Genomic DNA, 25,560 nt, shown 5'->3' on the forward strand with positions numbered 1-25,560 from the left:
GATGTTCATCCTGCGCTTCCTCTGGGCGGTCCTGACATCGCGCTGGCTGTGGACGCTGATCGGCCTCACTCTGCTTTCCCTGGTCATCTGGGTGTTCGGTCCGATCGTCAGGGTCGGTCCCTACGAACCGTTCGCCTCTGATAACGTGCGCATCGTCATCATCGCGCTGCTGGTCATCTTCTGGCTGATCTGGCTGATCGTTGCCCAGCGCCGGGCGATCCGCGCCAACCGCATGTTCGTCGCCGAGATTGCCGCGCCAGTGGTGGAAAAGCCGCTCAGCCCCGGCGAAGAGAATGTTGCGGCCGTCGGTGCCAAATTCGCCGAGGTGATGGCCGAGCTGAAGCGCCGCAAGCTGGGCGGACGAAAGTTTCTGCGCGAAATGCCGTGGTATGTGATTGTCGGGCCGCCGGCCACCGGCAAGACCACGGCCTTGCGGCAGTCAGGGCTGAATTTTCCGATCGACCTCACCGACGACCTTCAAGGTGTCGGCGGCACGCGCAACTGCGACTGGTTCTTTTCCGAACACGCGGTTCTTATCGACACCGCCGGCCGCTATGTCCAGCAGGAGAGCCAGCCCGACGTCGACGCGGCGGAATGGCTAGGCTTCCTCGACCTTTTGAAGAAGCACCGGGGCCGCCGCGCGCTTAATGGCGTGATCGTCGCGCTTTCGATCGACGTGCTTTCGGAGGGCGATGAAGCCATCAAGGCACACGGCCGCAAGATCCGCCGCCGGTTGGCCGAGCTCAACGACCGCCTCGAAATCCGCCTTCCAGTCTATCTGATGTTGACCAAGGCCGATCTGATCAAGGGTTTCGAACCGTTCTTCGGCGGTCTGTCCACCGCCGCGCGCGAGCAGGTATGGGGAACGACTTTCCCGCTGGATGCGCGCGTGGACGCCAAGACAGTCGAACGGGAGATTTCGACGCTGGCGACGCAACTCGAGCGGCGGCTTGTGCCACGCCTGGAGGACGAAGAGAAACTCGCCGCCCGTGCCGAGATTTTCCGTTTCCCGGCTCAACTCGCGAGTCTGTCCGAACCGATCCAGGTGCTGATCGAGGCGATGTTCGGTGAAAGCCGGTATGAAGAGGCTGCCTGGCTGCGCGGGCTCTATCTGACATCGGCAACGCAGGAAGGAGCGCCGATCGACCGCCTGACCGCGGCGCTGTCTTCTTCCTTCGGCCTTCCGCCACGCCGGACCCCGCCCGCATCAAGGGTCGAGAAACGCAGCTTCTTCCTGAAGAACCTGCTCACCGAGGTCATCTTCAAGGAAGCGGGCCTGGGTACATTCGATCCACTGGCGCAACGGCGCCGCGCCTGGATCTGGCGGGGTGCGGCGGCTGGATGTGCGGCAGCGGCCCTGTTGGCCAGTGCGGTGTTCATCTGGTCCTACTACGACAATCGCAATGCCATCGCGGCCCAGGCAGGCCAGTTCGAAGCGCTGCAGATGCCGCTGACCTCCATCGCCGCAACGCCGGCATCGGTGGAGCGGCCCACCATGGATGGCGCGCTCGATGCGATGGAAGCAGTCGCGAATGCGCGGACAGCACCGCCTGCCGCCGCCCAGGATCTGCTGGGACCATCGGCCTCGGCGGAAATGGTGCGGGCGCAGACCGACACCTATGACCATGCCCTGCGCAATATCCTTGAGCCACGCATGGTCGCCCTGCTCGAGGCCACCATGTGGCGGCAGATCCGCGATCCGGATTTCATGCTCGGCGCTCTCAAGACCTATCGCATGATGACGGGTCTGTCGCAGATGGATCCTGATTTCGCCCAGAACTGGTGGGTAAACAGCTTGCCCGAATTCGCGGCCGCGGCACCATTTCCGACCGCCGATGCCGAAGAGCATCAGCTTACGGCCATCCGCCGGATGACGGTCGACGAGAGCTATGTCGCGCCCGACCAGGCCTTGGTTGCCGAAGCGCTGAAAACGGTGTGCACGATTTCGTTGCCGGCGCGTGCCTACAAGCAGTTGCTGGCGGATCCGGCAGTGGCGGAGCTCAAGGAATGGATACCGGCGAATTTTGCCGGCCCCAATGGCGGCAAAGTGTTTGCGCGGCGTTCCGCCAAGACACTTCGCGTCGGCATTTCCGGAGCCTTCACTTATGCCGGCTTCCACGACGTCATTCTCGACCGCATCGACGATGTCGCCGCTCAGGCGGCGCTCGATCGCGCGGTTTTCGCCGGCGGCTGCTCGGAAAATTCCGAAACCTCGGTCTCGGCGCTGTCCGAGGATGTTCTCAAGCTCTACTATGACGACTACGTCGCGCAATGGGACAGCTACCTGCGCGACATGAGGCTGGCGCCGTTGACCGATCTCAATGTCGCCAGTGAAAATCTGAAGGATCTCTCGAGTGCCGATTCAGCCCTGAAGCGGCTGCTGACCGCGGTCGTTCAGGAGACCGAGTTGACGCGCTCCGATGAGGCGCCGGCCGACGACAAGACGGCAGCCAAGGGCGCTTCCAAACTGCTCGGCAAGCTTGGCAAGCTCGGCAAGCTGGCGACAAGCGGTGCGAAACTGCTTCCCCGCGCCGGGGAAGCCGGCGAGGTCGACCTGACCGGCAATCTGGTGGCCGAACATTTCAAGCCGCTCAAGAGCACTATTGCCGAAGTCGATGGCCAGCCGCCGGCACTCGATGCCGCCGTTGTCGCGCTGACCGCGCTTTCGAATGTTCTGCAGACGGTCACGGCGAACCCCAATCCGCAGGATGCCATCAAGAAGCAAGGCGGCCTCGCCGAGCTGACGGGCGCGGTCGCCAGGCAGGCACAGATCCTGCCCGATCCCATCAACAGCTGGCTCGGCGGAATTGCCGGTGACACCAGCAACTTGACCCAGAAGGCGGTCACTTCGGAGCTAAACGCCATCTGGCGGGCGGACATACTGCCTTTCTGCCGGGCTGCGCTGAACGACCGCTATCCCTTCAGCGCCGACAGCGCAGTGGACGTCAATGTGCGGGATTTCGCCAGGCTGTTCGGACCGGCCGGGCTGATCGACGGTTTCATCAACGACCACCTGATCAATTATGTCGACATGACCAGCCAACCATGGAAATGGCGCGCCGATTTCGGCCTCGATGCTTCGGCGCTGGCGGCGTTCGAGCAGGCCAGACACATCCGCGACGATCTGTTTCCCGGTGGGACCGGACCGGTGATGAGCTTCACGCTCGAACCGAAGGACCTTTCTCCCAACGTCACGCGCGTCACGCTTAATCTCGATGGCCAGAGCCTCGTCTACTACAACAACGCAACACGGCCGCAACCAATGACATGGCCCGGCAAAGACGGAACCGGGGTCATCTCACTCGCCTTCCAGCCGATCGACGGATCGCCCGAAATCCTCCTCAACGAGACCGGCAGCTGGGCCTGGCTGAGAATGCTGCGTAGCGGCCGTTTCGCAGGCACTTCGCTGACTGATGTCTACAGCCTACGCCTGGGCACGAAGGGAATGTGGGCCGATTTCGAGCTCAAGGCGGCAAGCGTCGAAAACCCCTACAACCTGCAAATGTTCAAGAAATTCTCATGTCCACCGCAGATATGATCCTGCCTGGCTTTTACGGCAAAATCCCGGCGACCGGAGATTTCGTCGTCGCGAACCTACCGCGGACATTCATTGAGCGCTGGGACCGCTGGATGTCGATGGAATTGCTGGCGCGGCCCGATGGGGGTGAACTCGATCCGCGAGCCTGGCGCTTCATCGTCCAGGCCGGAATTTTCGGCGACCAGGCCTGTGCCGGCGCCTGGCGCATGAGCGAGGATCGCGTCGGCCGCCGCTATCCGTTCGCGGTCGTGCGGCTGGGTCCGCCGCCCGACCCCGGCGATCCGTGGTTCGATGCGATCGTGGGTTTCATCAAGGGCGCTGTCGAGGATTCCTGGACGATTGCAAGAATGAGCGAAAAGCTTGCCGCGCTTGCGCCGCCAGCATCACAAGGCGATGCGCAGGTGCTCGCCTTCTGGTGCGACGACTGGGAGATCTACGAATTCAGCTTTGTCGACATCCATGATCTTGCCGCGAATGGCTTGCCAGCGATGAGAGCCGCAAGAGCCGTGACAGAGGTGTCGGAGCAATGAGCTGCACGGTCTTTGCAGAAGGCAACGGTTTCTTCCACAAAGGTAGCGGGGGCACCGGGACCGCCCCGATTGACGTTTGTCTGTCTCCGCCGCCACCGCCAACAGGGCCGGTGCCCGTACCCTATGTGAACAACATGTCGGCTAGCGATCTGACCAAGGGAAGCAAGAGCGTCAAGATTGACGGCAATCCGACCGCGCTGGAAAACATTTCCGAGGTATCGACCAGCTCGGGCAACGAGGCCGGCACGCAGGGCGGAGGCGTCGTGACACACAAGACGAAGGGTAAGGCATCGTGCACGCTTTGGTCTTTCACGGTGAAGGTCGAGGGGAAGGGTGTGGGGCGCCACAGCGACCTTGCCATCCAGAACTGCATGTCGACTCCGCCCAACATTATCTGCACTTATGTCAAAGTCATCGAGAACCTGCAGCGGCCGGAATTTGCCACGATGCTAGCCGACGCGGGCAAGGGATGCCCGCCGGGCAAAGAAGATCCTCCCGAAACGAAGACCACGAAGAAGCAGCGGGCGCATGTACGCGGACGCGCGGCCTGTTGGTCGTGCCAGAAATCGATCAATACCGGCTTCTTCAAGAGCAGCGGTCGCCGCTATAACCGTGGCAAACGTTGGGTAGCTGACCATCAGCCCCCGCAGTCCGTCGTTTGGAAGGAACTGGGCGGCTGCCGCAACCCGGCGATTTTTGAGAAATGGAAAAAAGACAACAAGTCCGTTCAGCCGCAATGCGCTGCGTGCTCAAACACTCAAGGCGGCAGCGTCAGCACGGCGGATACGACGGCACTGCTCACGAAGCTTGGAATATAGCGATGACATCAGGTGGCGACTTCGATCGGATTTTCGAGGAGTATGTCGCGGACGTGGAAGCCGCACTACCCGCTGTAGTTCAGTGGTTCGAGCGGTTGAAAGCAAGCCGGAAATACACTGCAAAGGGCTTCAGCGTTGATGATATCTGGCCGAGCCAGACAGGGTCGCATCCAGTGATGATCCAGATCTTCCGGAAGCATTTCCTCAAGCTTGCCATCCTCATTGAACGCCTGGATCGCGAGGAGGAACTGGAAGATGAGCAGGAACCCTCCGAGGAAGATTGGGGAAAGGACGACGACGATGAGGATGACGATGACGACGAGTACGACGAGCGGCCATCGGAGCCATACCAAGTCCTGATCGAACGGCTGCGGGAGGAGCGTCCAGACCTCTATGCACATTTCCGTCAGTTCATGTTCATTCCCGTGGGGCTGGAGGATTATCTCCTGGTCGAGAGAGAGGTCGGAAATGGCTGACACCGATTTCATCTTGCACGATGTCGAGCGCGGCTGGCGACGGCTGCACCATGCGCCGAAGGATGTACGCGGCACCATGCCGGACTATGTCGATACGCCCGTGCACCTTGCTTGCCAGCCTGCTCTTATTCCATTGCACAAGCTCTACCTCGACGAACTAGCGGGCATGACTGAGCAGGCCATCGAATGGTGGCGCGACATCGTCGACAATCACGCGGAGGACGGCGAGAATCTGCGGGAGGCGGCACGCAAAGCCTATGCCGGATGGCCGGCCGGTCCCGCAGCGCACGAGACCGTCGTATCGGTCGTGCGCACCTATTGGCTGGCTTGCGCTCAAGAAGCCGCCAAGCTGCCGCCGGAAGCGGCGATGCTTCCCGAAGATTTCCTGCTGGCGACGCTCGACAGGGCCAGACACAAGCGCGCCATTCTCGTGCTGACCGCCATGCCCTATTGGCCAATTGGCCTGGATGAGAAAGGTAGTTGGTGCTGAACGATGCCGCCCGCCGTCTGGCTCGAAAACCGCACGCCTTTTGCTGCAGCGCTCCACGTGCAACCCGATGCCGAGGGTCAGGAGGTGCTGGTGGCAATGTTTTCGGCGAGCTTCGAGACGCCGAAGCAAGATAGGGAGCTTCGCCCCGCGGACGAACAGATGCCCGTTGCGTTCGGCGACGTGCCGTTTGGCGACCCGGTCCGTTCGTCGAATCGATACGAGGCCGACATCTCTCCGGTCAAGCCAGCCGCGGAAGTGATCGTCAACGGTACAGCCTATGCTCCGAACGGCAAACCGGTGCGCGAGATGCAAGTTGGCCTGAATATCGGCAGTATTCGCAAAGTGCTGAACGTTGCCGGCGATCGCATCTACAATTCCGGCAGCTACAGCTCGCCACATCCTTTCAGGAGCATGCCAGTCATCTATGAGCGCGCGTATGGCGGCACCGTGCCTGATGGTAGGGTCGAACAACGCAATCCGGTCGGCGTGGGGTTCCATCACGCGGTTTCCGCCGATCCCGCCGTCAAGACACAGGCTCCCAACATTACCTATCCGGGCGAACCATATCTCAGACCCGGCGATCGGCCGACGCCGGCGGGGTTTGGAGCGATCGGGCGTGGCTGGCAGCCAAGGATAGCCTATGCAGGCACTTACGACCAAGCATGGATCGAAACACAATGGCCTTTGCCACCAAGGGATTTCGATCCACGACATCATCTCTGCACGCCCGCCGACCAGCACCTGCCACGGCTTGCCGGCGGTGATGAGGTGTCGTTGGTCGGCCTTACGCCAACGGCGCGTTGGAGCTTTCGCTTGCCACGGATAATCGCGCCCGTGAGATTGATCTATGACGACAGGGTAGAAGAGCGCGCCTTCGCACCAGACACTCTGATCATCGAACCGGACCTTTGGCGTTTAACGCTGAAAGCGCGACTGTCCTTTGTGACGCGCCGGAATGCCCCGGCTTTGCGTGAAATAGTATTCGGTCATGTCACGCCAGCACTTCTGCTGGCCAGACGAAAGGATAAGCAATATTATTCTCCGCTCGGAGGCGACGGCACATTGCGCGACCGCCCCGTGTGGCTCCCTTGAAGCGGCCGCTCTATATCGCGGGGTTCGGAGCGGTGACGCCCGCCGGACTTAATGCGCCACAAACGGTCGCAGCCATCAGGGCAGGTCTCTCCGCCTTCGAGGAAATGATACTCAACGACCCTTTGGGCGCAACACAGATCGTTGCACGAGTCCGTGCTCACTCGCGATTGCGCCGCAGTGATGGCCAATGGCTGGTCAATATGGCCGCGCGTGCTATTGGCGAGGCGCTGCGTAGCGGGACGTCCCTGTCCGACACAACCGCAATCCTGCTAACCCCGCCCGAAAGCTTTCGCAATCATCCGGCCTATGGAGACATTGCGCCCCCAGATTTCTTGACGGCGGTGATGTCGGCGACCGGGCAGAGATTCCATGTTGCGTCACGCGCGATTGACGGCGGCGCGGCAGCAAGCATCGGCCTACTTGAACGCGCCGTGGAAATGATGGAGCAGCAAGGTATCGGGCAGGTTCTGCTCGGTGGGGTCGACAGTCTCGTCAATGACACGGATTTCGCTCGACTGCGGGGCGCGGGGCGCCTCAAAGGAGCAGACAACGCACAAGGCTTAGTTCCGGGCGAGGCAGCAGCCTTTGTTCGGGTAACCCAAAATCCGGAAGGAAAGGCACGCGTCCATGCGGCAATCCATGGCGTGGGGTTCGCCCAGGAGCAAGACAGTGTTCTCTCCGAACGTTACAGCCAGGGTCGCGCCCTGCTCGGGGCCCTGCGCGATGCGGTGAACGGATCGGGCCCCTCCGAACCCGATATCGACTTCGTCATCAGCAACGGCAACGGCGAGCGCTACAGCGGCTGGGAGCAGTTGATCACCCGGCCACGCTTTTACCGCACGCGCCGCGAGGCGCTGCCCACCGCTTTTCCGGCCATGACCATCGGCGATGTTGGCGCTGCTGGCGGCGCCCTGGCGCTGATGCTGGCGGCAGACAGTCTTATCAAGGGCTATGCACCCGGTCCAACCGCCGTCTGCGAACTTGCCTCGGAGAACGGCCTGCGTGCTGCGGCGGTGATGGCGCGTATGACGCGGCGCTGAAAATCACATCCAGGCCGGGAAGCGGCGGGTGACGCGCCAATCGGCAAGTCGCGCATCTGATGTGGCCAGTGCTGCGCGCAACGCATTGAGCCGCAACAGGCGCATCGACCGGAAATGCCGATGATTGCGCGCGCCCCGCCCCTCGTCCCACCATGCTTCAACCCTGTCCGCCACCGGCAGCGAGGTGTCGTCCAGATGGGCGAAATCCTTGCCGAGTAAGGCCGGGTCTACGACAAAAAGGTCGGTGTCGCCGAAATCGACCTCGAACAGGTCGCGAAGTGCTGCGCCGGCAGCAACGACAAGGTTCGGCTCACGCATTTTCTCGATCAGCCAGGGCATCACAGCAGGATCGCCGAGCAGGCCAACCGACGCTGTCGCCACCCCGCGAAGCGCGGGCTGCTCCAAATGCTTTTGCAGCCAGTCCTTACCCGCCTTCGTCGCAGTCGTCAGCAAGCGTATCTCGATCGCAGCCTCGGCAAGCCCTGGTTCCGTCAGTACGATCTTGTCTACCACAAGATGCGCAGACCGCGTCTCGCCAAGCAGGCAACATGCTAGGGCTGCCGTCAAACGCTCCTTGGATGTTTCGCCATCCAAGCCGGCCAGTGCTGCAGGAACAAGGTCGCATCGCTTGAGCGCGCCGGCGAGCCTAATGGCGCGGCTGCGCACTCTTGCATCGGAATCGACCGCCAAATCATGAAGACGCGGCCCCGGATCCACACGATGGTGCCAAAGCGCCGACAGCCCGAGGCAGCGCTGCAGCGCATCCCGGGCGTCCAGCCATTGCGCCACGAGCGGCCGCAGTTTTTCACGCGGCGTGCGCGCGACTGCGGCGGACAGGCTCGACAGGCCTGCCTCACCGAGGCTCTCTGCGGCGGCGACCGCGACCTCTATCAGATCGGCATCGCCCCAACGCAATGCCAGAGTGCCAAGCGCGAAAAGCTCGCCCGGCTCGGCATAGTCAGTGAAACGGGCCTGGGCCGCCTCCCAGCCGGCCTTGCCAGCAGCCATGAGTCCTTCGATGTTCGCATCGAGACGCTGGTCGATGCGGCCGATGTCCGTCTCATCGAGGATGGGACCATCAATCTCCCGGCGACGGCGAAGCCAGAGGAAAGCAGCATCTTCGGCATGCTGATCCACAATGGCGGCGATGGTCGCGACGCGGTCCATTGGCAACACTTCAATTGAGATGCACGGCTCCGCCGCGAATACGGTTGGTGCCGCTGGCCTGGCTCGTCAGTTGGCTGCCGCGAATGGTCACGCGGCCATTCTTCTCCAGAATGATCGACGCTAGACCGCAGCGCAGTTCTACGCGCTCGTGTCCAGTGATTATGACACGGTCGCCCTCTCGAGCGACTTGCAACTCCTTGTTCTTGTGCGCCGGATCGACGATGCGTCCGACGACCAGCGGTCGCGTGGGATCACCCTCCTCGAACAGCAGAGCCAGTTCCGAACCAATTGCCGAAAGGTCCAGTTCGGTCAGGCTACGCGCGGCGATCGCCGTCTCGCGCGGATTGCCAACGAAAACCACAAGCGGCGCTCCGTTTTCGAACCCGATGAGCAGGCCGATCACGACGCCGTCGATGCGATCCAGCACTTCCATGATGACGTCCTCAATTGTGGTTGATGGTGCTTCCCTTGACGATCACGTCGCCGTCGGCCTTGACGGTGATCTTGCCGCTGCCCTTGAGTGTGATGTCCTTGCCGTCGGCGACAATGGTGCCGTCCTTTTTCATCATGATCGACGCGTCGCCGCATTTGAGCGTGATCGAGTCGCCTGCCTCGATCACCAGATTCTTGCCGACCTTGATTGAACTGTCCGCGGCAATCTCGATGCCGCTGCCTTTGCCGACCTTAAGCGCATGCGCTCCACCGACGTCGGTGGCGTCATCGGCGCCGATGTTGGCTGTTCGTGCCTTGCCTATCTGGGACGACTGTGCCCCGCCGACGGCGAAACTCTGGTCTGCGCCGACATTGACACTTTGCGCCGCCGCGATGTTCCAGCTGTCCGCGGCCCCGATGTCGTGGCTTTGAGCCGCGCCCACCGTGACCGACCGGGTCGCGCCGATCGTATTAGCCTGCGGGCCACCCACCGTGCGTGTCTCTGACGCGCCCACCGAATCGACCCGAGCCGCGCCGACGCTTACTGTCTGGACAATCCCCACCGTCTGAGAATGATTGGCGTCGATGTTCTCCGTCGAGTTCGCCACGACATGGATGGTCTCGTTGGCCATGACCGTCAGCGAGCGGTTGGCGCCCACTGTCTCGGTGTCGTTCGAGCCGATGTTGGTGGTCTGGTCGACGCCCACCTTGACCGTCTTGTTGTTGCCGACGTCTTCGTCGAGGTTGTGGCCGACGGAGTGCTTGGCGTCGTGGTCGATACGGTCGGACTGGTTGTGCTGGACCAGCTTGGTGCGGTCGTGCTTGATCAGAAGGTGGTGATCCTTCTGCGCCTGGAAGTTGACCAGTTCGGAGCCGGCCTTGTCCTCGAACATCAACTCGTTGTAGCCGCCGCCACCTTTGGAGGAGTCGGACTTCCATCCCGATTGCGTGGCGCTGCCCGGCAGGCCGTAGGGCGGCATCTGCGAGGCGTTGTAGACCCTGCCGGTGATGATCGGGAGGTCCGGGTCGCCTTCGATGAAGTCGACGATCACCTCCTGGCCGATGCGCGGAATCTGGATGAAACCCCAGCCGCTACCGGCCCAAGTCTGCGACACCCGCACGAAGCAGGAACTGTTCTGGTCCTTCTTGCCCAGACGGTCCCAATGAAACTGGACCTTCACCCGCGCGTATTTGTCGGTGAATATTTCCTCGCCGGACGGGCCGACCACCGTCGCCGTCTGGGGGCCGCGCATGATCGGCCGTGGCGTGATCCGCGGCGGACGATAGGGCAAGGCGGTCGGCGCCAGGCCGAGGATCACCTTGAAGTTCTCGCTGTCGACGTCGGCATGGGCTCTGTAGCCCGGGTCGAACAGCCTGTATTCGGCGCTGACCACCAGATATTCCTGGTTCTGGTCTTCGCGTGGAAAGCTGTCCAGCCTGAACGTGCAGCCCGAATACAGGCCTCGTACGGTGCCGACAGCGGCGATGCGCTGGTGGACTGCCTGAATTTCCTCGCGCCGGATCGCGGCCAGGCTGTCGCCCCGGCCCACTTCGAGATGCGCGCCGGGCTGGCGGTAATTCTCTCCGGCGGCCAGTTTGTGACTGAACGGCTGGGCCGACTTGGCCATCAGGTCGGCGCCCGGTTTCTTGAAGTCATAATCGGTGTGGACATAGGCGCCTGGGCGCACCGAACTGCCCGGTATCCATTCGGTGATGTATTCGACATCGCGCCGCGAACCCTGACCTTCAAAGTTATAGAGCACTTTCTCGTAGCCCGGCGCAGGCTTCAGCTTGCTCATTGCATCGGCCAGGACAAGCGTGTGCTTGCCCTCGTCATGCTCGAAGAAATACAGGATGCCTTCATGCTCCAGCAGCCGCTGGACGAAATCCAGATCGGTCTCGTCGTACTGCACGCAATATTCGCGCTGGGGATAGGACCCCTGCAGGCGCAGATCGAATTCCGCCGTGCTGTATCTCTTGAAGACGTCCTTGATTATGTCGACGACGCTCTTGCTCTGGAAAATACGGCAATCGGTGGTGTTGCCGAGAAACCAGAGCCACGGCCTGACGACCGCTTCATAATATGCCAGATGGTCCTCGAGCCGGGTGAGCCGGAACTCGGACACGATGCCGCTGAACCAACGTTTCGGATCGGATTCACCTTCAATCGATACCGGGCCACCTAGCATCTTCAGCGGATCGATATCGGTGTCCGTGCTGACGAACCCGACCGTATAGGCAAAACAACGGCTGATCTCATCGCGCCCGACAAGATGCGTGAACGTCAACAGCTCGGAGCCAACCGGTGTCTGCACCACCGTGGCACGTTCATTCGGCATGGGTCGTGCCCCTCCTGGACGCGGCCGCCTACGTGATGGATTTGAAGTTCCCGCTATATTAACAGCATCACGTTCAGGAACTTTTTAAATCCGCCAAGCCAGGCCATGGTGAGCCTACCACATGTTTCTCTGCCGGCCAAAGAGAGGCGGCGACAAGATCTTACCCATCGATTCATGGGCTTGAAACGCCGCTGTCCTGTTTTACCTGCAAGCTGCTAGAATGGTGGAGTATCGATCGAGGGCGATCCTGGATGTACGTCAGTCTGCAAATCAACAACGTCGATGCCTTGCCCGCTGGCACCTCGACCAGCTACGCGGCGCGCGATCGCGGCTTCGAAATCGGACGCGATGGTTGTGACTGGACCTTGCCGGACCCCGACAAGTTCATCTCGGGTCGGCACTGCGAGGTTCGCTACGAGGCCGGCGCGTTCTGGCTGCACGATATCTCGCGCAACGGCACCTTCATCAATGGATCGAGCCAGCGCATGACCAACCCGCATCGGCTGGGCGATGGCGACCGGATGCTGATCGGCCGCTATATCGTCTTTGTGTCGATCGACGAGGAGCGCGCCACCGCAGGGAAACCCAGCCACGGTCCGACGCAGCGAGACGTGCCGCTCGCGACAGGCCGGCCGCTGGAATTCGGCGAGGGGCCCTTCTTCGATTCCGCGCAGCAACGGTCCGGGCGGCGCGTTCCAGCCGTGCACTCCCCACCCCTGCCCTCAACCAGAGACGAGGTGTTGAGGGAGATTGCGATCGGAGCCGGCATTTCGCCGGAATTGCTTCAATTGCGCGACCGGCATGAAGTTGCAGCCGAAATCGGCGCGGTCCTGCGGGCCGTGGTCGAGGAACTTAGTTTGCTGCTGAAGGCGCGGGCGGCCGCGAAAATGCTGGCCAAGAGTACACAACGAACGATGATCAGCGCCGCGGACAATAATCCGCTGAAGTTCGTTCCAGGGACCGACGATATCCTCGAAATCATGTTTGCCCGACGCAGGACCGGCTATCTTGATGCCAGGCGCAGTATCGAAGATGCATTCCGCGATCTCAAGACGCACGAATTCGCTACCTATGCCGCCATGCAAGCTGCGCTCTCCCGGCTGCTTGACGACCTGTCCCCCGAGGCAATCGGCAGGAAACTCCCGCCTACGTCCTTTACATCGAAGAAGGGCCAGGCTTGGGACGCCTATGTGTCGACATGGCGGACCATGGAAGAGGCACATGAAAACGGCATGCTGGACATCTTCCTGGCGTATTTCAGCGAGGCCTACGCCAAAGCCGACAAGCAAAAATAGGCGATCCCAGGAAACGCACGGCACGGCAGTCGGCGAAGAAAAGTCTCTCCGACGCCCGGGACCCGGTTCCAATCGACAATTTCTGAGATTACGATCGGATACGACAGTTCGCCTAGCGGGTAAGACTCATTGACCTGGGGGTCTGCGGCAAATGTCATGCTACGGCGGAATAGCGTTTTCTAGCCAATCCTCCTCCGGACACTGCCACGGCCGGCCGGGGCTGCCTTTCCTTTACCTGACCAGAAACCGTCTTGCGCCTGTCTCGCCCAATCGTGGGTACCCCGCCAGCACGGACGATCGGCGATGAGCTCGAAGGACGACCCCTTCGGCCTGGCGGGCAAGACCGTCATTCGCGCAAATCCGCGGCGCACGCAGAAATCGCCGCCAGCTCCTGAGCAACCCGTCGCGGGCGCAGACCAACCCTCTGGGGCCAAAGATTCAACCGTGTTCGATCCTGGTGTCGTGCGGCCGCCGGGCTGGGCATCCGGAACCATAATCTATCAGGCTCCAGCCTTGGGTGCTGCGGCAAGCACCAGCTCTTCCGCCGCCCCGCCAAAGCCAGCCATCGAGCAGGCGCTGCTGCTCGGCGCCGCCGACATCGTCAAATACTCCGCGGCAAACCCTATTCTCGCCGCGGCGGCACCTTTGCTGATGCTGCTCGGGCAGCTCAGGCTCATGTCCGTCGAAATACGAGCGGAGCCACTGGCGGAACATGTCACCGAGACGATTGAAAAATTCGACCGGACAGTGGAGAAGTCAGGCGTTGCCGAAGAGGATGCGCGGATTGCGAAATTCGCCCTCTGCGAAACCGTCGACGATCTCATCGGCAACCTGCCCTGGCCCAGGAGTGACGACTGGGCGCAACACAGCATGCTGGGGCAGTTCTTTCACACCGAGCGCACCGGCACAGGTTTCTACGAAGCACTGAACAAGATACTGGCCAATCCCGAGACGCACTACGATCTGCTCGAACTGATGCATGCCTGCCTGTCGCTGGGTTTCGAGGGCCAGTATCGAGGCGTGAAGCGCGAAGACAACAATCTCGAGCGCGTTCGACGCGATGTCTACGAGACGCTTCGCTACTTCAGGGCGCATGCGGGTGAAGACATCTCGCCGCACTGGCAGGGCTTGGCAGCGACGATGGTACAGTCATCGGCCCGCCTGCCGCTCTGGGTCGTCGCGGCAGCGGGATCGGCGCTGCTGACTGCTGCATTCTTCGCACTACGGGTCTTCATCAGCAATGAAGGCGACGCCGCCGCCGGTGAATTGCTGGCACTCAATCCATCGACGCCGATTGCCATCGAGCGCGCCAGCGTGGCGCCATTGGCCGAGCCGGCGAAACTCACCTCACCCACGGCCACCGGGCAGATCGACCGTATTCGTGCGGCGCTGGCCAAGGACGTCGAAGGCGGCGGGCTGACCATCGGGACGAAAGGCGACTTCATCGTGGTGGAAATCAACAATCTGCTGCTGTTCCAGTCCGGCAGGGCAGAGACGAAGCCGGAATTCCAGCCCATTGCCACCGACATCGCAGCGGCTCTGGAGCACGAGCCTGGACCAATCCGGATCGTCGGCCACACGGATAATGTCAAACCGCGAAAGTCGAGCGCGTTTAAATCCAACTTCGACCTTTCCGTCGCCCGGGCGAAGGCCGTGGAAGCGTTGATGGCGGCGAAATTCAGCGATCCCTCGCGACTGACGGTCGATGGCAAGGGCGAGGACGAACCGGTCGCCGACAATGCGACGCCGGAAGGCCGCGCCAAGAACCGCCGTGTCGATGTGATGATCCCCAGGGAGGAAACATTGTGACGGCCCGTTGGAAGCACCCATGACGCGTTGGCTGCTGCGGATATTCAGCGTGACCGCGCTGGGCGGCTTCGCGGCGGCGGTGTGGTTTGCCGGCCCCTTGATCCGGTTCGCCGATAGCCGGCCGCTCGGACCTGCCTGGCTACGCGCGACGATCATTGGTGTGATCGTGGCGACGCTGGCGCTTTATTACGGGCTGCGTTTTTGGCAGGCGAGGAAAGCGCAAAAAGCACTTGAAACCGTCATTGCGCACAATGACGATCGTGATGATGATGATGCGCGGGTGCTCGAAGCCCGCATGAATGAGGCCGTGGCGGCGCTCAAACGGTCGAGCGGCAAGCGCAACTTCCTCTACGAGATCCCCTGGTACGTCGTCATAGGCCCGCCGGGTGCCGGCAAGACAACGGCACTGGTCAATTCGGGTCTGAATTTTCCGCTTGCCGGTTCGGGAGACGCCCAACCGGTGGCTGGCATTGGCGGAACACGTGCCTGCGACTGGTGGTTCACCGACCAGGCCGTGCTGATCGACACCGCAGGACGCTACACGACGCAGGATTCCAATGCCGAGAGCGACAAGAAGAGCTGGCTCGCCTTCCTGTCGCTGCTCAAGAAATACCGCGCCAGGCAACCGATAAACGGCGTCATCCTGGCCATCAGCCTTGCCGATCTGATGAGCTTCGACGATCAGCAGCTTGATGCCCACCTCACCGAGATACGCAGCCGGCTGAGGGAAATCCACGAGACGCTGAAAATCCAGTTTCCAGTTTATCTGCTTTTCACCAAGGCCGATCTTGTCTCCGGATTCATGGATTACTTCGGCGGTTTCGACGAGCCACGCAGGCGCAAGGTATGGGGCGCGACATTCCAGACCGCGGAGCGCGACAGGAACATGGCCGCCGGGGCCCCTGCCGAATTCGATGCGCTGGCAAAACGATTGGTAGACGAGATGGCCGACCGCCTCCAGGAAGAGGCTGATCCGGTCACTCGCATCTCCATCTTCGGCTTTCCGGCACAGTTCGGCGCGCTGAGGAGTCGAATTACCAGTTTTGTCGCTAGCCTGTTCGATCCGACCCGAAGCCAGGTGAACGTCAGCCTGCGTGGACTGTATTTTTCGTCAGGCACGCAAGAGGGAACGCCTATCGATCAGGTGCTGGGCGCGATCGGCCGCAATTTCGGCGGCAATTCCCGTCCGCACTTTTCCGGAACTGGCAAAAGCTTCTTTTTGCATGATCTGCTGACGGACGTCATTTTTGCCGAATCCGGATGGGTTTCGTATGACAAATCGGCCGCAAGGCGTGCGGCGATCGCCAGGCTTGGCGGCCTCGGCGCAATAACGCTGATCGCTGCCGCCGCACTGGGTACGCTCGCCCTGAGCTTTGCGGCCAACCGATCGCTGATAGCCTCCACAACTCTTGCCATGGGCCAGTATCGCGAGACGGCGGCCCCATTGCTCAAGACGGCCACGGTTACCGATGTCGACCTTGAAAACGTCATCGGCCCGCTCGACCAGTTGCGCGATCTGCCGGCCGGGTTCGAAAACGGTGACCTGCCGACACCGATCGAAGAGACGTTCGGCCTCAGTCAGCGTGAGAGACTTCTTTCGGCGTCCAAAACGGCCTATCGGCAGGGGCTGGAACGAATGTTCCGATCGCGCCTGCTGATCCAGGCCGAGCGGACGATCCAGGCCAAGATGGCCGATCCCGTCGCGCTCTACGAACCGTTGAAAATCTATCTGATGCTTGGCGGCAAGGCACCGAAGGTCGATGACGCCTTGATCGTTTCCTGGATGAAGCAGGATTGGGAGCAGAACCGCTATCCAGGCGAAAACAATCGCGAAGGACGCGAGCAGCTCGAAAAGCACCTGCGCGCCATGCTGGCATTGGACGACGCTTACGATCCCGTCTTCGAACTCAACCGGCCGCTTGTTGAAGCCGCTCAACGTTCTCTCGGGCGTATGAGCCTTGCCGATCGAGCTTCGGCTTTGATCAAGTCGGCGACATACGCGGCCGCGCTGGACGATTTTTCCGTATCCCAGAAAGGTGGGCCGGAAGCGCAGCTGCTGTTCGAGCGCATCGATGGCAGCGATCTGTCAGGGCTTCGTGTTCCCGGAATTTACACCCATTCCGGCTTCAACACCTTCTATCTTCGGCAACTTTCGCGCATTGCGCAGATGCTTGTCGACGAGCAGTGGGTTCTCGGCGGCGGCGGCGAACGAGGCGACATCAACCAGCAACTGCTCAAGCTCGGCCCCGAACTTCTCGATCGCTACGGGAAGGAGTTCGCGGCCGCGTGGAACGGCGTTCTCGACCAGTTGAAATTCAAGGCGATGCTGACGGACAAGCCGCACTACATCGCCCTTTCAGCCGCTGCCTCCCCAAGCTCACCGATGAACCAGCTCTTTGCGGCGATCGCCAACGAAACAGCTCTAACGCGGGACCCAGGTGACGGCAACGGTCCCGGCACCGAGATCGAAGCAGGCACGACTCAGAACCCGCCGCGCAACGCCGCGGATCTGGCCAAGGGCCTGGCCCGCATCGGCCTACAAATCGCCAACGGCAAATCGCAAAGCCGCGCCGGCACGGGGGCCGCCGACGCACGGAACGTCGATCCAGGTGCAAACATCGAAGCGCAATTCAGACCATTCCAGGCCCTTGTGAACGGCCCTGCCGGACACCGCCCAATTGATGCCCTGACCCACAACTTCAGCGATATCTATCAGAGCCTGCAACTGGCGGCCGAAGTTCCTTCGCAGACGGAGCGCGTCAGTTCGAACCTGCAGCTACAGATAGCCACGCTTCGCGCCAATGTCTCACGCCTGCCCAAGCAACTCGGCCGGATGGTCAACGCGACGGCGGATGAGTTCGAAGAAGATGTCGCCGAAACCTCGGTGACCAACTTGAACCAGATACTCGACCAGACGGTGACGGCCCCCTGTGAAGCCGCGATCAACGGCCGTTATCCCTTCGCCGGCGACGCCACCGAGGATGTTGCGATGGCGGATTTCGCGAAATTGTTCGCCCCGGGCGGCTTGCTGGACCGGTTCTTCGCACAAAATCTCGCATCGCTGATCGACATGACCGGCCACGACTGGAGCTGGAAACAGGATGCGCGCTTTGGACGCGACCTGTCGAAATCGACCCTGAAAGACTTCCAACTGGCCGCGGAAATCCGCAGCGCCTTCTTCCCATCGGGCGGTTCGGTGCCTTCGGTCAGCATCACTTTCACACCGTTCTCACTGAACGGCGATGCCGATACGGCGATACTCGATGCCGACGGCCAGATCGTCCAGAGCAACCAGACCGGCAACGCGCCAAGTGCGGTCACCTGGCCGGGCGGTACGGCTTCCGCGTACGCCAGCCTAAGCCTGACACCGGAAATGCCAGGCCGCGAATCCGCGATCAAGTTCGAAGGGCCGTGGGCCCTGAAACGGCTTCTGGACAAGGCTGCCGTCACCGGCGACGACAGCAGCATGCAAGCGCGCTTCGTGATCGGCGGACGCGACGTTTCTTATACGCTCCAGACAGGCTCAGGCTCCAACCCCTTGTTCCTCCCCGCGCTTTCCGGGTTCAGCTGTCCCAAGGCGTTTTGAGATGGGGATGATCTGCTGAGCATGGTGCCGATCCGCAGACCACATACGGTCAAACCTTGGTTTTCCTTAGTTTTCGATACTTTAATGTTCGAGCCTGTGGCAAAGTGGCGCGAGCGAGCGTCCAAAGGTGCGCCGCAGAAGGACGCCTGAAAAGCGCTTGGTGGCAAATTGAATACTGTCGCCCTTCCCATTGAAAGCTTCGGCGTGAGCCACAAAGGCCTTGTCCGTGAGCTCAATGAAGACAGCTATCTGGTCGAGCCACACACTGGCCTCTGGGTGGTAGCCGACGGAATGGGTGGACATGAGGCCGGAGAGGTCGCTTCAGCCAGTATCGTCGATCATCTGGCAACGATCGGCATCGCGAGCTCGGCACCCGATCTTCGGGCGCGCTTTGAGGACAGGCTGAGCAGGGCCAATGCCGAGATCCGCGGCATAGCCGAATCTCGCGGCATAACCATCGGTTCTACCGTTGCCGCGCTGCTGGCGATGGACGGGCGGTTTGCCTGCCTGTGGGCGGGTGACAGCCGCGTCTATCTAATCCGCAACGCCTCGATCTCGCAAATATCGAGAGACCACACCGAAGTTCAGGAGCTCATCGACCGGGGTATCATCAGCGCAGCCGAAGCGCGCACCTGGCCGCGCCGCAATGTCATCACACAAGCGATCGGCGTCAGCGACGAGATTGTCATCGATTTCCAGCAGGGCGAAATCATGCCTGGGGACATTTTTGTGTTGAGCACGGATGGGCTGACGGCGCATGTCACCGACGCCGAGATCGAGGCGGCGACTGTTTCGGCGACACCTCAGGCAGCCTGCGAGAACCTGCTCGACATGGTGCTGGCGCGCGGCGGAACGGACAACGTGACGATCGTGCTTGTGAAGATCGGAGACCGGCGCGATGGCCAATCGCCTCGTCCAGATCCGCATAGAGCGGAGGCTTGAGGCTCATGAGCGCCGACGATAAGACGCGAATATCGGGGGGCATGGCCAACACCGCCGTAGGCACGCAACTCAGCGGCATCTACGAACTCGACGAGCGGATCGCATTCGGTGGCATGGGCGAGGTCTACCGTGGCCATAATATCCAGACCGGTGACCATGTCGCGATCAAGATCGTCTTGCCCGAGTTCGCCCGTGACCAGACGATCTTATCGCTGTTCCGCAAGGAGGCATTGATCCTCAATCACCTGTCGCATGACGCGGTCGTGCGGTACCACGTCTTCACGATCGATCCCGGGATCGGCCGTCCCTACCTTGCCATGGAATTCGTCGACGGCGAGTCGCTGTTCGACATCATGCGACGTGGCGCGATGCCGACGGCAGATGTGCGCAAGCTCTGCCACCGCCTCGCTTCCGGTTTGAGCGCCGTCCATCAAGCTGGAGCAATACACCGCGACCTCTCCCCCGATAACATCATCCTGCCCGGCGGCCGGGTCGACCGCGCGAAGATCATCGATTTCGGTATCGCCCGGTCGGCGAGCGTGGGCGGTGAGACCCTGATCGGCGGAAAGTTCGCGGGAAAGTACAATTATGTTTCACCCGAACAGCTCGGGCTCTACAGCGGCGACGTCAGTGAGCAATCCGACATCTACAGCCTGGGGCTGGTGCTGGTTGCCGCTTTGCGCGGCAAGCCGATCGACATGAGCGGATCGCAGTTCGAGGTCATCGAAAAGCGCCGGACCGTGCCTGATCTCTCCGACATCGACGACGATTTTCGTGACATTGTTGAAGCCATGCTGCAACCGGATCCGCGAGACCGGCCGGCCAGCATGGCGGACATCGCCAGAATGACGCGTGGCGAAGACGAAGGAACGATGCCGCCGACGTCCATCCCACCACGCAAGCGACCGGTCTTGCCGCCAGCCGAGCAAGCCCTTGCTCCTGATCCTAAGGGCCAGCCTCAGCCATCCAATGTCGCGGGACACGACGCGCCGCTGGCGACGGGCACGCGCGAGCGCTTTGTCCCGCATGTCCGGCCCGCGCTTTTGACCGCACCGCAGCCATCCCCGGCCGTCGGTCCTCCGCGCGCGGTCAAGGCGGATGTGCGCGCAAAACCCGCAAAGACCACCCGGACCGTAGCCATCGCCGCCTTGGCGACGCTTGCTGTCGCCTCCGGCGCAGGGCTCTATCTGAGCGGCTTCATGACGCCTGCGACGCCGACCGTCGATAAGATATCGCTTTCCGCACCAGAGCCATCAAAGCCCGCCCCAGAGCTGTCAAAGCCGCCCCCGGCGGACACTGCCGCGAATGCCCCCGAGCCGGCAAAGGCAGTTCCGCTCGCGCAGCCGGAGGCCGGCGCACCGCCGGCTGAAAATCAGCAAGATGCAGCGGCAGCTCAGAAGCCGCGGCCGGCCAAGCCCGCCGGAGTCCCCTCGCAGACCGGGGCACCCCCGAAGCCAACTACGGACGTGCAGCCGCCGCCCGAAAAGGCATCACCGGCAATCCAGCCCGATGCAGTGGCCAGCGACAGCCAGACGTCGGCGGCGCCACCTGTCACGACCGCTCCAGCGCCGTCAGCAGCCGAGAGCGTGTCGACGCCGCCGCCGGCCAAGCCAGAGGTTGTCAAGAGCCAAAAGGCCGAGCTACAGACCAACCAGCCGACACCGCCCAAGGCGACCACGCCGGCGCCTGAACCCGCCGCAAGCCAGACAGATACCGCGAAGACCGAGAGCCAAAAAGCCGCACTACCGGAAGCCAAACAGCCCGACCAGCCTGTCGTCGCGTTGAACGTGCCCAAACCAGGGGTTCCCGCGGCCGTCGACGACATTGCGCAACGGGTCTCCTGGGTTCGCGACTTCGGCGGCGGCGATTGTTTCTATGCGACCATGACGTCGGCAACCGACAAGGCCACCGCGATCGAAGGATTTGGAACTGCGGTCCAGCCATTCGAGCGCATGCTGGGCGATTTCCAGGCAAAATTCCACATCGAGCCGGACATCAGCGTCCGCCTCATCGAGCCAAGCCAATGCGAAGTCACCAATTTTCTGCGCTTTCTGGGGCAGACCGCCGCCGACAAGCCGCAGCTTATTCTCGATCGGACGTCGGTGCCGAACGGCACGCCGGTCAGCGGCACGCTGGTGACACGCGGCGGGCTCGTCTCCAGCGTGCTGCTGATCGATCACAAAGGCATGGTATTCAATCTCGACGACCGCATCGTCGTAGAACCGGGCAAGGCTACTTTCAGCATCCCGATTGGCCTCGGCGCGGCCGACAAAGCCGCCGGAAAGGCCGTGCCGCAGATCATAATGGTGATCACGGGCCTCCATGATATTCAGGCGGCCGCGTTCTCCACGCCGACACCCGCCGCGGTGCTGCTCCCCAAAATTCTTGAAGAAATTGAGACCGATGGGACTCGGTTCTCGGCCACCGCCCAGTATTTCCGGCTCGGCGGATAGCATGGACGCCCGATGGAACTCCGCCGCTCGCGTTCGCCCCGTTCGTCTGCCGACCTGCCCATAGAGCAGCATAATCCGCTTCGAGCCCTGGGTGCCCTGACAGGCCACATGAGGCTTGCAGTCATGGCGGGCGCCGCGCTGCTGGCGGTGCTGTCATCCAGCGAAGCGCGCGCCGAATTCACGGTTTGCAATCAGACACTCGACGTCGTCAATCTCGCCGTCGGCCAGAAGGTCGACAATGCGGACCAGACCGATGGCTGGTGGACCATCGGCGCCAATCAATGCGTGAACGTCATCCGCGAGGAACTGACGAACCGCTACATCTACATCTATGCCACGGACGTGTTCGGTCATGCGATCCTCACCGGATCGACAGAAATGTGCATCGAGCGGCGCCGTTTCTCGATACGCGGCATCGATGAATGCTGGCAGCGCGGCCATATCGCGGCGCAATTTCTCGAAGTCGATACGCTCGAACAGGTCCGCTGGACCTTCTTCCTGACCGGAAGCAATCCGTGACGCACAATATCGACACGAGCTTCAGGCACAAAAAGCAGGCGCGCGCCGCCCTTCGCAGGCGCGCGCTTTGGCGCAGGCTTATTGCCGGTCTCGCGGTGGTTCTCCTGCTTTCGATCGCCGCCGGTTTCTACCTCACCGCGGACTATTGGTCGTTCGGCGACGAAGATGAGGAGTTGCACGCGGTCGAGGGAGTGGATGATGTGCCGGCCGATGCATCCGTCTATGTGCCGGCCATCATCGACCTTGCCGGGGATCCAATGTGGATCACCCTGGCGCCCGATGCCGGCGCCGCAACGAAAGGCCGAACGATGCCGCGCCCGGCGGAACTCGATCAGGCCGGCGTTTCTCCCCAGATCGAAATTCTGTCCGACGTCATGCTTAGCGCCAGCGAAAAATTCATGACGACGATACCGTCGACGCAGGAGGATTTCGCATTCTTTCAGGCGCAAAGAAAGATCGCTGCCGCACCATCCGGCGATCTCCAGAACGATCTTGAGCCATCACCCACCGCAGAGGAACCCGCGGCGGTTCCGGACCAGAAGGCAGACGCCGACGATCCCGAAGCCGGCTGGGGCGAGACAATCGACGCGGGCGATGCTGCCCTTCCCGCATTCCAGAAGACCCAGATCGAAAACAACACCAGCGTCGCGGTCGTCACGAATGACTATCAGCGGTTCGAGGCGACCGAGGACATGTTCGTGAAAACCCTCAACGACCGCAGCCTGGACAGCGTTGTGCTCGATGCGCATTTCTCCGCCGACGATGCAAAGCTGGCAGCTGAGGCCCTGAAGGCGCTTTTCAATCGGGACAGTCTGGAACCGGGTTATGTGGTTGCCATGCGCGGTTTCAGGCCGAGCCGCGGGACGACCACGATGTCTCTCATGCAGGTTTCGATCTACGCCAGGAACGTGTTCGTCGGCACGCTGACGCGCAATGCCGCCGGCGCGTTCGTGTCGGGCGTCGATCCCTGGGTCCGCGAAGACCTGTTCAATTATTCGGGCGCACAGGCGGAAGGCACGCACAAAAGGCAATACCGTCTGCTCGACGCGATCTACTCGACGGCGGCCCGCAACAATGTCCCGACCGGCGTGATCGGCGAAGCGATCATGTATCTCTCGAGAGGACAGGACTTGGACGCCTTTGCAAGCGAGGACCAGCGCCTCGTGCTGATCTATTCGCAGATGCCGCGCGGCAAGGACGAAGGTGCCGGGCGGGTGCTGTATGTGGGTGTCCAGGGCAGCGAAAAGAGCCTCGACTGTTTCGTCTTCCAGCAGAGCGACGGCCAGTTTGCGTGCGTCACCGGTGACGATCAGGTTCGCTCGCTGACGGTAACCAACGGCATGGTCACACCGGTCAACGGGGTTATGACCTCCACCTTCGGGCCACGCAAGCATCCAATCCTCGGGACCGTTCGCATCCACAAGGGCGTCGATTGGGCGGCTCCCGTTGGCACGCCGATCGCAGCGGCCTTCGATGGCGAGATCACCTTCCAAGGCGATGGCGGCAACTATGGCAATCTGGTGAAGATTTCGCACGGAAACGGGCGCGAGACGCGCTATGCGCATATGCAGAAATTTGCAATCCCGGCCGGCGTCGGCACCAAGGTGAAAGCCGGCGACATCATTGGATACATCGGCACCACCGGCCTTTCGACCGGGCCTCACCTGCATTTCGAACTTTATCAGAATGGCGAGGCGATCGACCCGCTGGGCAGGGTTACCGCGATCGCTTCAGACGATTCCGCTGTCGAAACGCTCACCGACCGCATTGTTCATGTCGAAAGTGGCGGCAGCGCTCGCGCCAAGAACCCAAATTCTTCAGCGACCGGCGCCGGCCAGTTCATAACCAAGACCTGGATCAGGATGATGAGCACCTATCGCCCGGAGCTTGCGCGCACGCTGTCGACTGCCGACCTGCTCGCTCTGCGCTACGACGCCACGATCTCGCGCGAGATGGTGCGCAATCTGGCGCGCGAAGGCGAGGCCTATCTTCGGGCGCGCGGTCACCAGATCACAGCTGGACGGCTCTATCTCTGTCATTTCCTGGGGATGGAAGGCGCGCATCAGGTGCTGGCGGCGACAGGTTCGGCGCAACTGAGCGCCGTGCTGGGTTCGGCCGTCATCCAGGCCAATCCGTTTCTCACCGGCAAGACAGCCAGCTACGTGGTGGACTGGGCCGAAAGAAAAATGGGCCAAAAACTAAGCCGTGTGGCTACAGACACGAGCCCGCAGACCACGCAGATCCGCCAGACATCGCCGGAGTTCGAAAAATACAAACAGGCCGTCACCGCCCTCATAGGCTCGATTCAGAATACGCTTTGACCTGGCCGCGCGGCATGAGTGTCTCGGACTGTTGATGATCCCCATCCCATCGGGATGGAACAGGCTTCAGAGCGTTTCATGGAAACGCCGAACCGCGCACTCTGTTTGTTTAACGCAATCCGGACGGAAAACCGTTTCACACTTTTGCCGGCTTTATTCCGTCTTTATCCGCATTTCCACACGGCGGTTCACGGGATCGTATGGGTTTGGGCTGCGGGGATTTTTTTCGCCCATGCCGATCGCATTGATGCGCGCGGTCTCAATCCCGCTGGCTGTCAGGAAGGTCGCCACCGATTGCGCTCGTCGCTGCGACAGGCCTTCGTTGTAATGCACGGTGCCGGTGGCGTCGGTGTAGCCTTCGACGACGAAGTTGAACGTGCGCAGCCGATTGTCCTTCAGGGCCTTGGCGAATTCGGTGAGTTCAGCGCGCGCAGTCGTGTCGAGCTCGGCCGAATCCAGCCCGAAATTGATCAGCATGTCGAGGCTGGATTTTCCTGCTGGCGCGTCATTTGACTTGGTCTGGCTTTTGCACTCCTCCTCGGAGCCGACACAAATTCCTCGCGACTTGCCGAGATCGGCCGCACCGGCAAAAAACTTCACAATGTCTTCTGATTTCTGAACGGGATCGGCGGAAGCGTGGGTCGAGAAAAACACGACCGCCAACACAAAAGCTGAACTGCTCCACTGCATAGCGGCTCCTCCTGTTTGAGCAA

General features: G+C 61.6%; 18 protein-coding genes. 14 read left to right on the plus strand and 4 right to left on the minus strand.

Features of this window, described 5'->3' with window-relative positions; all coding sequences use genetic code 11:
• Position 1: 1 nt before the first annotated feature.
• The 7 genes from tssM (NKI20_RS11755) to NKI20_RS11785 are packed head-to-tail and all read left to right on the plus strand — an operon-like array spanning position 2 to position 7,984.
• The gene (tssM, locus tag NKI20_RS11755; RefSeq protein WP_352830697.1) at positions 2-3,538 is read left to right on the plus strand and encodes a type VI secretion system membrane subunit TssM; all 3,537 of its coding nucleotides are present in this window, start codon (positions 2-4) and stop codon (positions 3,536-3,538) included.
• Positions 3,520-4,068 carry a type VI secretion system-associated protein TagF gene (gene tagF, locus NKI20_RS11760; RefSeq protein ID WP_352600952.1) on the plus strand — a complete coding sequence of 183 codons (549 nt, stop codon included), beginning with the start codon at positions 3,520-3,522 and terminating at the stop codon, positions 4,066-4,068. Before tssM (NKI20_RS11755) ends, tagF begins: the two co-directional genes overlap by 19 nt.
• On the plus strand, positions 4,065-4,886 hold the full coding sequence (locus NKI20_RS11765) for a DUF4150 domain-containing protein (RefSeq protein WP_352830699.1): 822 nt from the start codon (positions 4,065-4,067) through the stop codon (positions 4,884-4,886). The genes tagF and NKI20_RS11765 overlap by 4 nt, the downstream gene beginning before the upstream one ends.
• 2 nt (positions 4,887-4,888) lie before the next feature.
• A complete protein-coding gene (locus tag NKI20_RS11770; protein ID WP_352727478.1) occupies positions 4,889-5,362 on the plus strand; it encodes a hypothetical protein in 474 nt (157 codons plus the stop codon).
• Entirely contained in the window at positions 5,355-5,852 is a 498-nt protein-coding gene (locus NKI20_RS11775) for a hypothetical protein (protein WP_352600946.1), read from the plus strand. The genes NKI20_RS11770 and NKI20_RS11775 overlap by 8 nt, the downstream gene beginning before the upstream one ends.
• 3 nt (positions 5,853-5,855) lie before the next feature.
• Entirely contained in the window at positions 5,856-6,944 is a 1,089-nt protein-coding gene (locus tag NKI20_RS11780; protein WP_352830702.1) for a DUF2169 family type VI secretion system accessory protein, read from the plus strand.
• Positions 6,941-7,984: a hypothetical protein gene (locus tag NKI20_RS11785; protein ID WP_352600942.1), complete on the plus strand. Its 1,044-nt coding sequence runs from the start codon at positions 6,941-6,943 to the stop codon at positions 7,982-7,984. Before NKI20_RS11780 ends, NKI20_RS11785 begins: the two co-directional genes overlap by 4 nt.
• A 3-nt stretch (positions 7,985-7,987) precedes the next feature.
• Here the strand turns inward: NKI20_RS11785 and NKI20_RS11790 are convergent, their stop codons facing one another.
• The 3 genes from NKI20_RS11790 to NKI20_RS11800 are packed head-to-tail and all read right to left on the minus strand — an operon-like array spanning position 7,988 to position 11,922.
• Positions 7,988-9,151: a hypothetical protein gene (locus NKI20_RS11790; RefSeq protein WP_352830704.1), complete on the minus strand. Its 1,164-nt coding sequence runs from the start codon at positions 9,149-9,151 to the stop codon at positions 7,988-7,990.
• A 10-nt stretch (positions 9,152-9,161) separates the two neighbouring features.
• Complete coding sequence (locus NKI20_RS11795) at positions 9,162-9,587, minus strand: DUF6484 domain-containing protein (protein ID WP_352830793.1); 426 nt, start codon at positions 9,585-9,587, stop codon at positions 9,162-9,164.
• Positions 9,588-9,594: 7 nt separating this feature from the next.
• Positions 9,595-11,922, minus strand: coding sequence for a type VI secretion system Vgr family protein (locus NKI20_RS11800; protein WP_352727475.1), 2,328 nt, complete (start codon positions 11,920-11,922; stop codon positions 9,595-9,597).
• A 251-nt stretch (positions 11,923-12,173) separates the two neighbouring features.
• On the opposite strand from NKI20_RS11800, the gene tagH reads away from it, so the two are divergent.
• The 7 genes from tagH (at position 12,174) to NKI20_RS11835 (ending at position 24,847) form a co-directional block, all read left to right on the plus strand.
• Positions 12,174-13,217, plus strand: coding sequence for a type VI secretion system-associated FHA domain protein TagH (gene tagH, locus NKI20_RS11805; RefSeq protein ID WP_352727474.1), 1,044 nt, complete (start codon positions 12,174-12,176; stop codon positions 13,215-13,217).
• A gap of 303 nt (positions 13,218-13,520) precedes the next feature.
• Entirely contained in the window at positions 13,521-15,026 is a 1,506-nt protein-coding gene (gene tssL, locus NKI20_RS11810; protein WP_352830707.1) for a type VI secretion system protein TssL, long form, read from the plus strand.
• A gap of 19 nt (positions 15,027-15,045) precedes the next feature.
• A complete protein-coding gene (gene tssM / locus NKI20_RS11815) occupies positions 15,046-18,612 on the plus strand; it encodes a type VI secretion system membrane subunit TssM (protein ID WP_352830709.1) in 3,567 nt (1,188 codons plus the stop codon).
• Positions 18,613-18,780: 168 nt separating this feature from the next.
• Positions 18,781-19,554, plus strand: coding sequence for a PP2C family protein-serine/threonine phosphatase (locus tag NKI20_RS11820; protein WP_352830711.1), 774 nt, complete (start codon positions 18,781-18,783; stop codon positions 19,552-19,554).
• 5 nt (positions 19,555-19,559) lie between these two features.
• Entirely contained in the window at positions 19,560-22,007 is a 2,448-nt protein-coding gene (locus tag NKI20_RS11825) for a serine/threonine-protein kinase (RefSeq protein ID WP_352830712.1), read from the plus strand.
• A 108-nt stretch (positions 22,008-22,115) separates the two neighbouring features.
• Complete coding sequence (locus tag NKI20_RS11830) at positions 22,116-22,526, plus strand: DUF1036 domain-containing protein (RefSeq protein ID WP_352600927.1); 411 nt, start codon at positions 22,116-22,118, stop codon at positions 22,524-22,526.
• Entirely contained in the window at positions 22,523-24,847 is a 2,325-nt protein-coding gene (locus tag NKI20_RS11835) for a M23 family metallopeptidase (RefSeq protein WP_352830715.1), read from the plus strand. Before NKI20_RS11830 ends, NKI20_RS11835 begins: the two co-directional genes overlap by 4 nt.
• A 153-nt stretch (positions 24,848-25,000) precedes the next feature.
• On the opposite strand, the gene NKI20_RS11840 is transcribed toward NKI20_RS11835, so the two are convergent.
• Positions 25,001-25,537 (minus strand): OmpA family protein, encoded by a 537-nt coding sequence (locus NKI20_RS11840; RefSeq protein ID WP_352600923.1) that lies wholly within the window; start codon positions 25,535-25,537, stop codon positions 25,001-25,003.
• Positions 25,538-25,560: the final 23 nt, after the last annotated feature.

It is taken from the genome of Mesorhizobium sp. M0830 (assembly GCF_040319965.1).
Lineage (GTDB): Bacteria > Pseudomonadota > Alphaproteobacteria > Rhizobiales > Rhizobiaceae > Mesorhizobium.

Coding starts and splice junctions, on each gene's coding strand:
- tssM (WP_352830697.1), top strand. CDS start 2: ATGTTCATCCTGCGCTTCCTCTGGGCGGTCCTGACATCGCGCTGGCTG.
- tagF (WP_352600952.1), top strand. CDS start 3,520: ATGTCCACCGCAGATATGATCCTGCCTGGCTTTTACGGCAAAATCCCG.
- NKI20_RS11765 (WP_352830699.1), top strand. CDS start 4,065: ATGAGCTGCACGGTCTTTGCAGAAGGCAACGGTTTCTTCCACAAAGGT.
- NKI20_RS11770 (WP_352727478.1), top strand. CDS start 4,889: ATGACATCAGGTGGCGACTTCGATCGGATTTTCGAGGAGTATGTCGCG.
- NKI20_RS11775 (WP_352600946.1), top strand. CDS start 5,355: ATGGCTGACACCGATTTCATCTTGCACGATGTCGAGCGCGGCTGGCGA.
- NKI20_RS11780 (WP_352830702.1), top strand. CDS start 5,856: ATGCCGCCCGCCGTCTGGCTCGAAAACCGCACGCCTTTTGCTGCAGCG.
- NKI20_RS11790 (WP_352830704.1), bottom strand. CDS start 9,151: ATGGACCGCGTCGCGACCATCGCCGCCATTGTGGATCAGCATGCCGAA.
- NKI20_RS11800 (WP_352727475.1), bottom strand. CDS start 11,922: ATGCCGAATGAACGTGCCACGGTGGTGCAGACACCGGTTGGCTCCGAG.
- tagH (WP_352727474.1), top strand. CDS start 12,174: ATGTACGTCAGTCTGCAAATCAACAACGTCGATGCCTTGCCCGCTGGC.
- tssL (WP_352830707.1), top strand. CDS start 13,521: ATGAGCTCGAAGGACGACCCCTTCGGCCTGGCGGGCAAGACCGTCATT.
- tssM (WP_352830709.1), top strand. CDS start 15,046: ATGACGCGTTGGCTGCTGCGGATATTCAGCGTGACCGCGCTGGGCGGC.
- NKI20_RS11825 (WP_352830712.1), top strand. CDS start 19,560: ATGAGCGCCGACGATAAGACGCGAATATCGGGGGGCATGGCCAACACC.
- NKI20_RS11830 (WP_352600927.1), top strand. CDS start 22,116: ATGAGGCTTGCAGTCATGGCGGGCGCCGCGCTGCTGGCGGTGCTGTCA.
- NKI20_RS11840 (WP_352600923.1), bottom strand. CDS start 25,537: ATGCAGTGGAGCAGTTCAGCTTTTGTGTTGGCGGTCGTGTTTTTCTCG.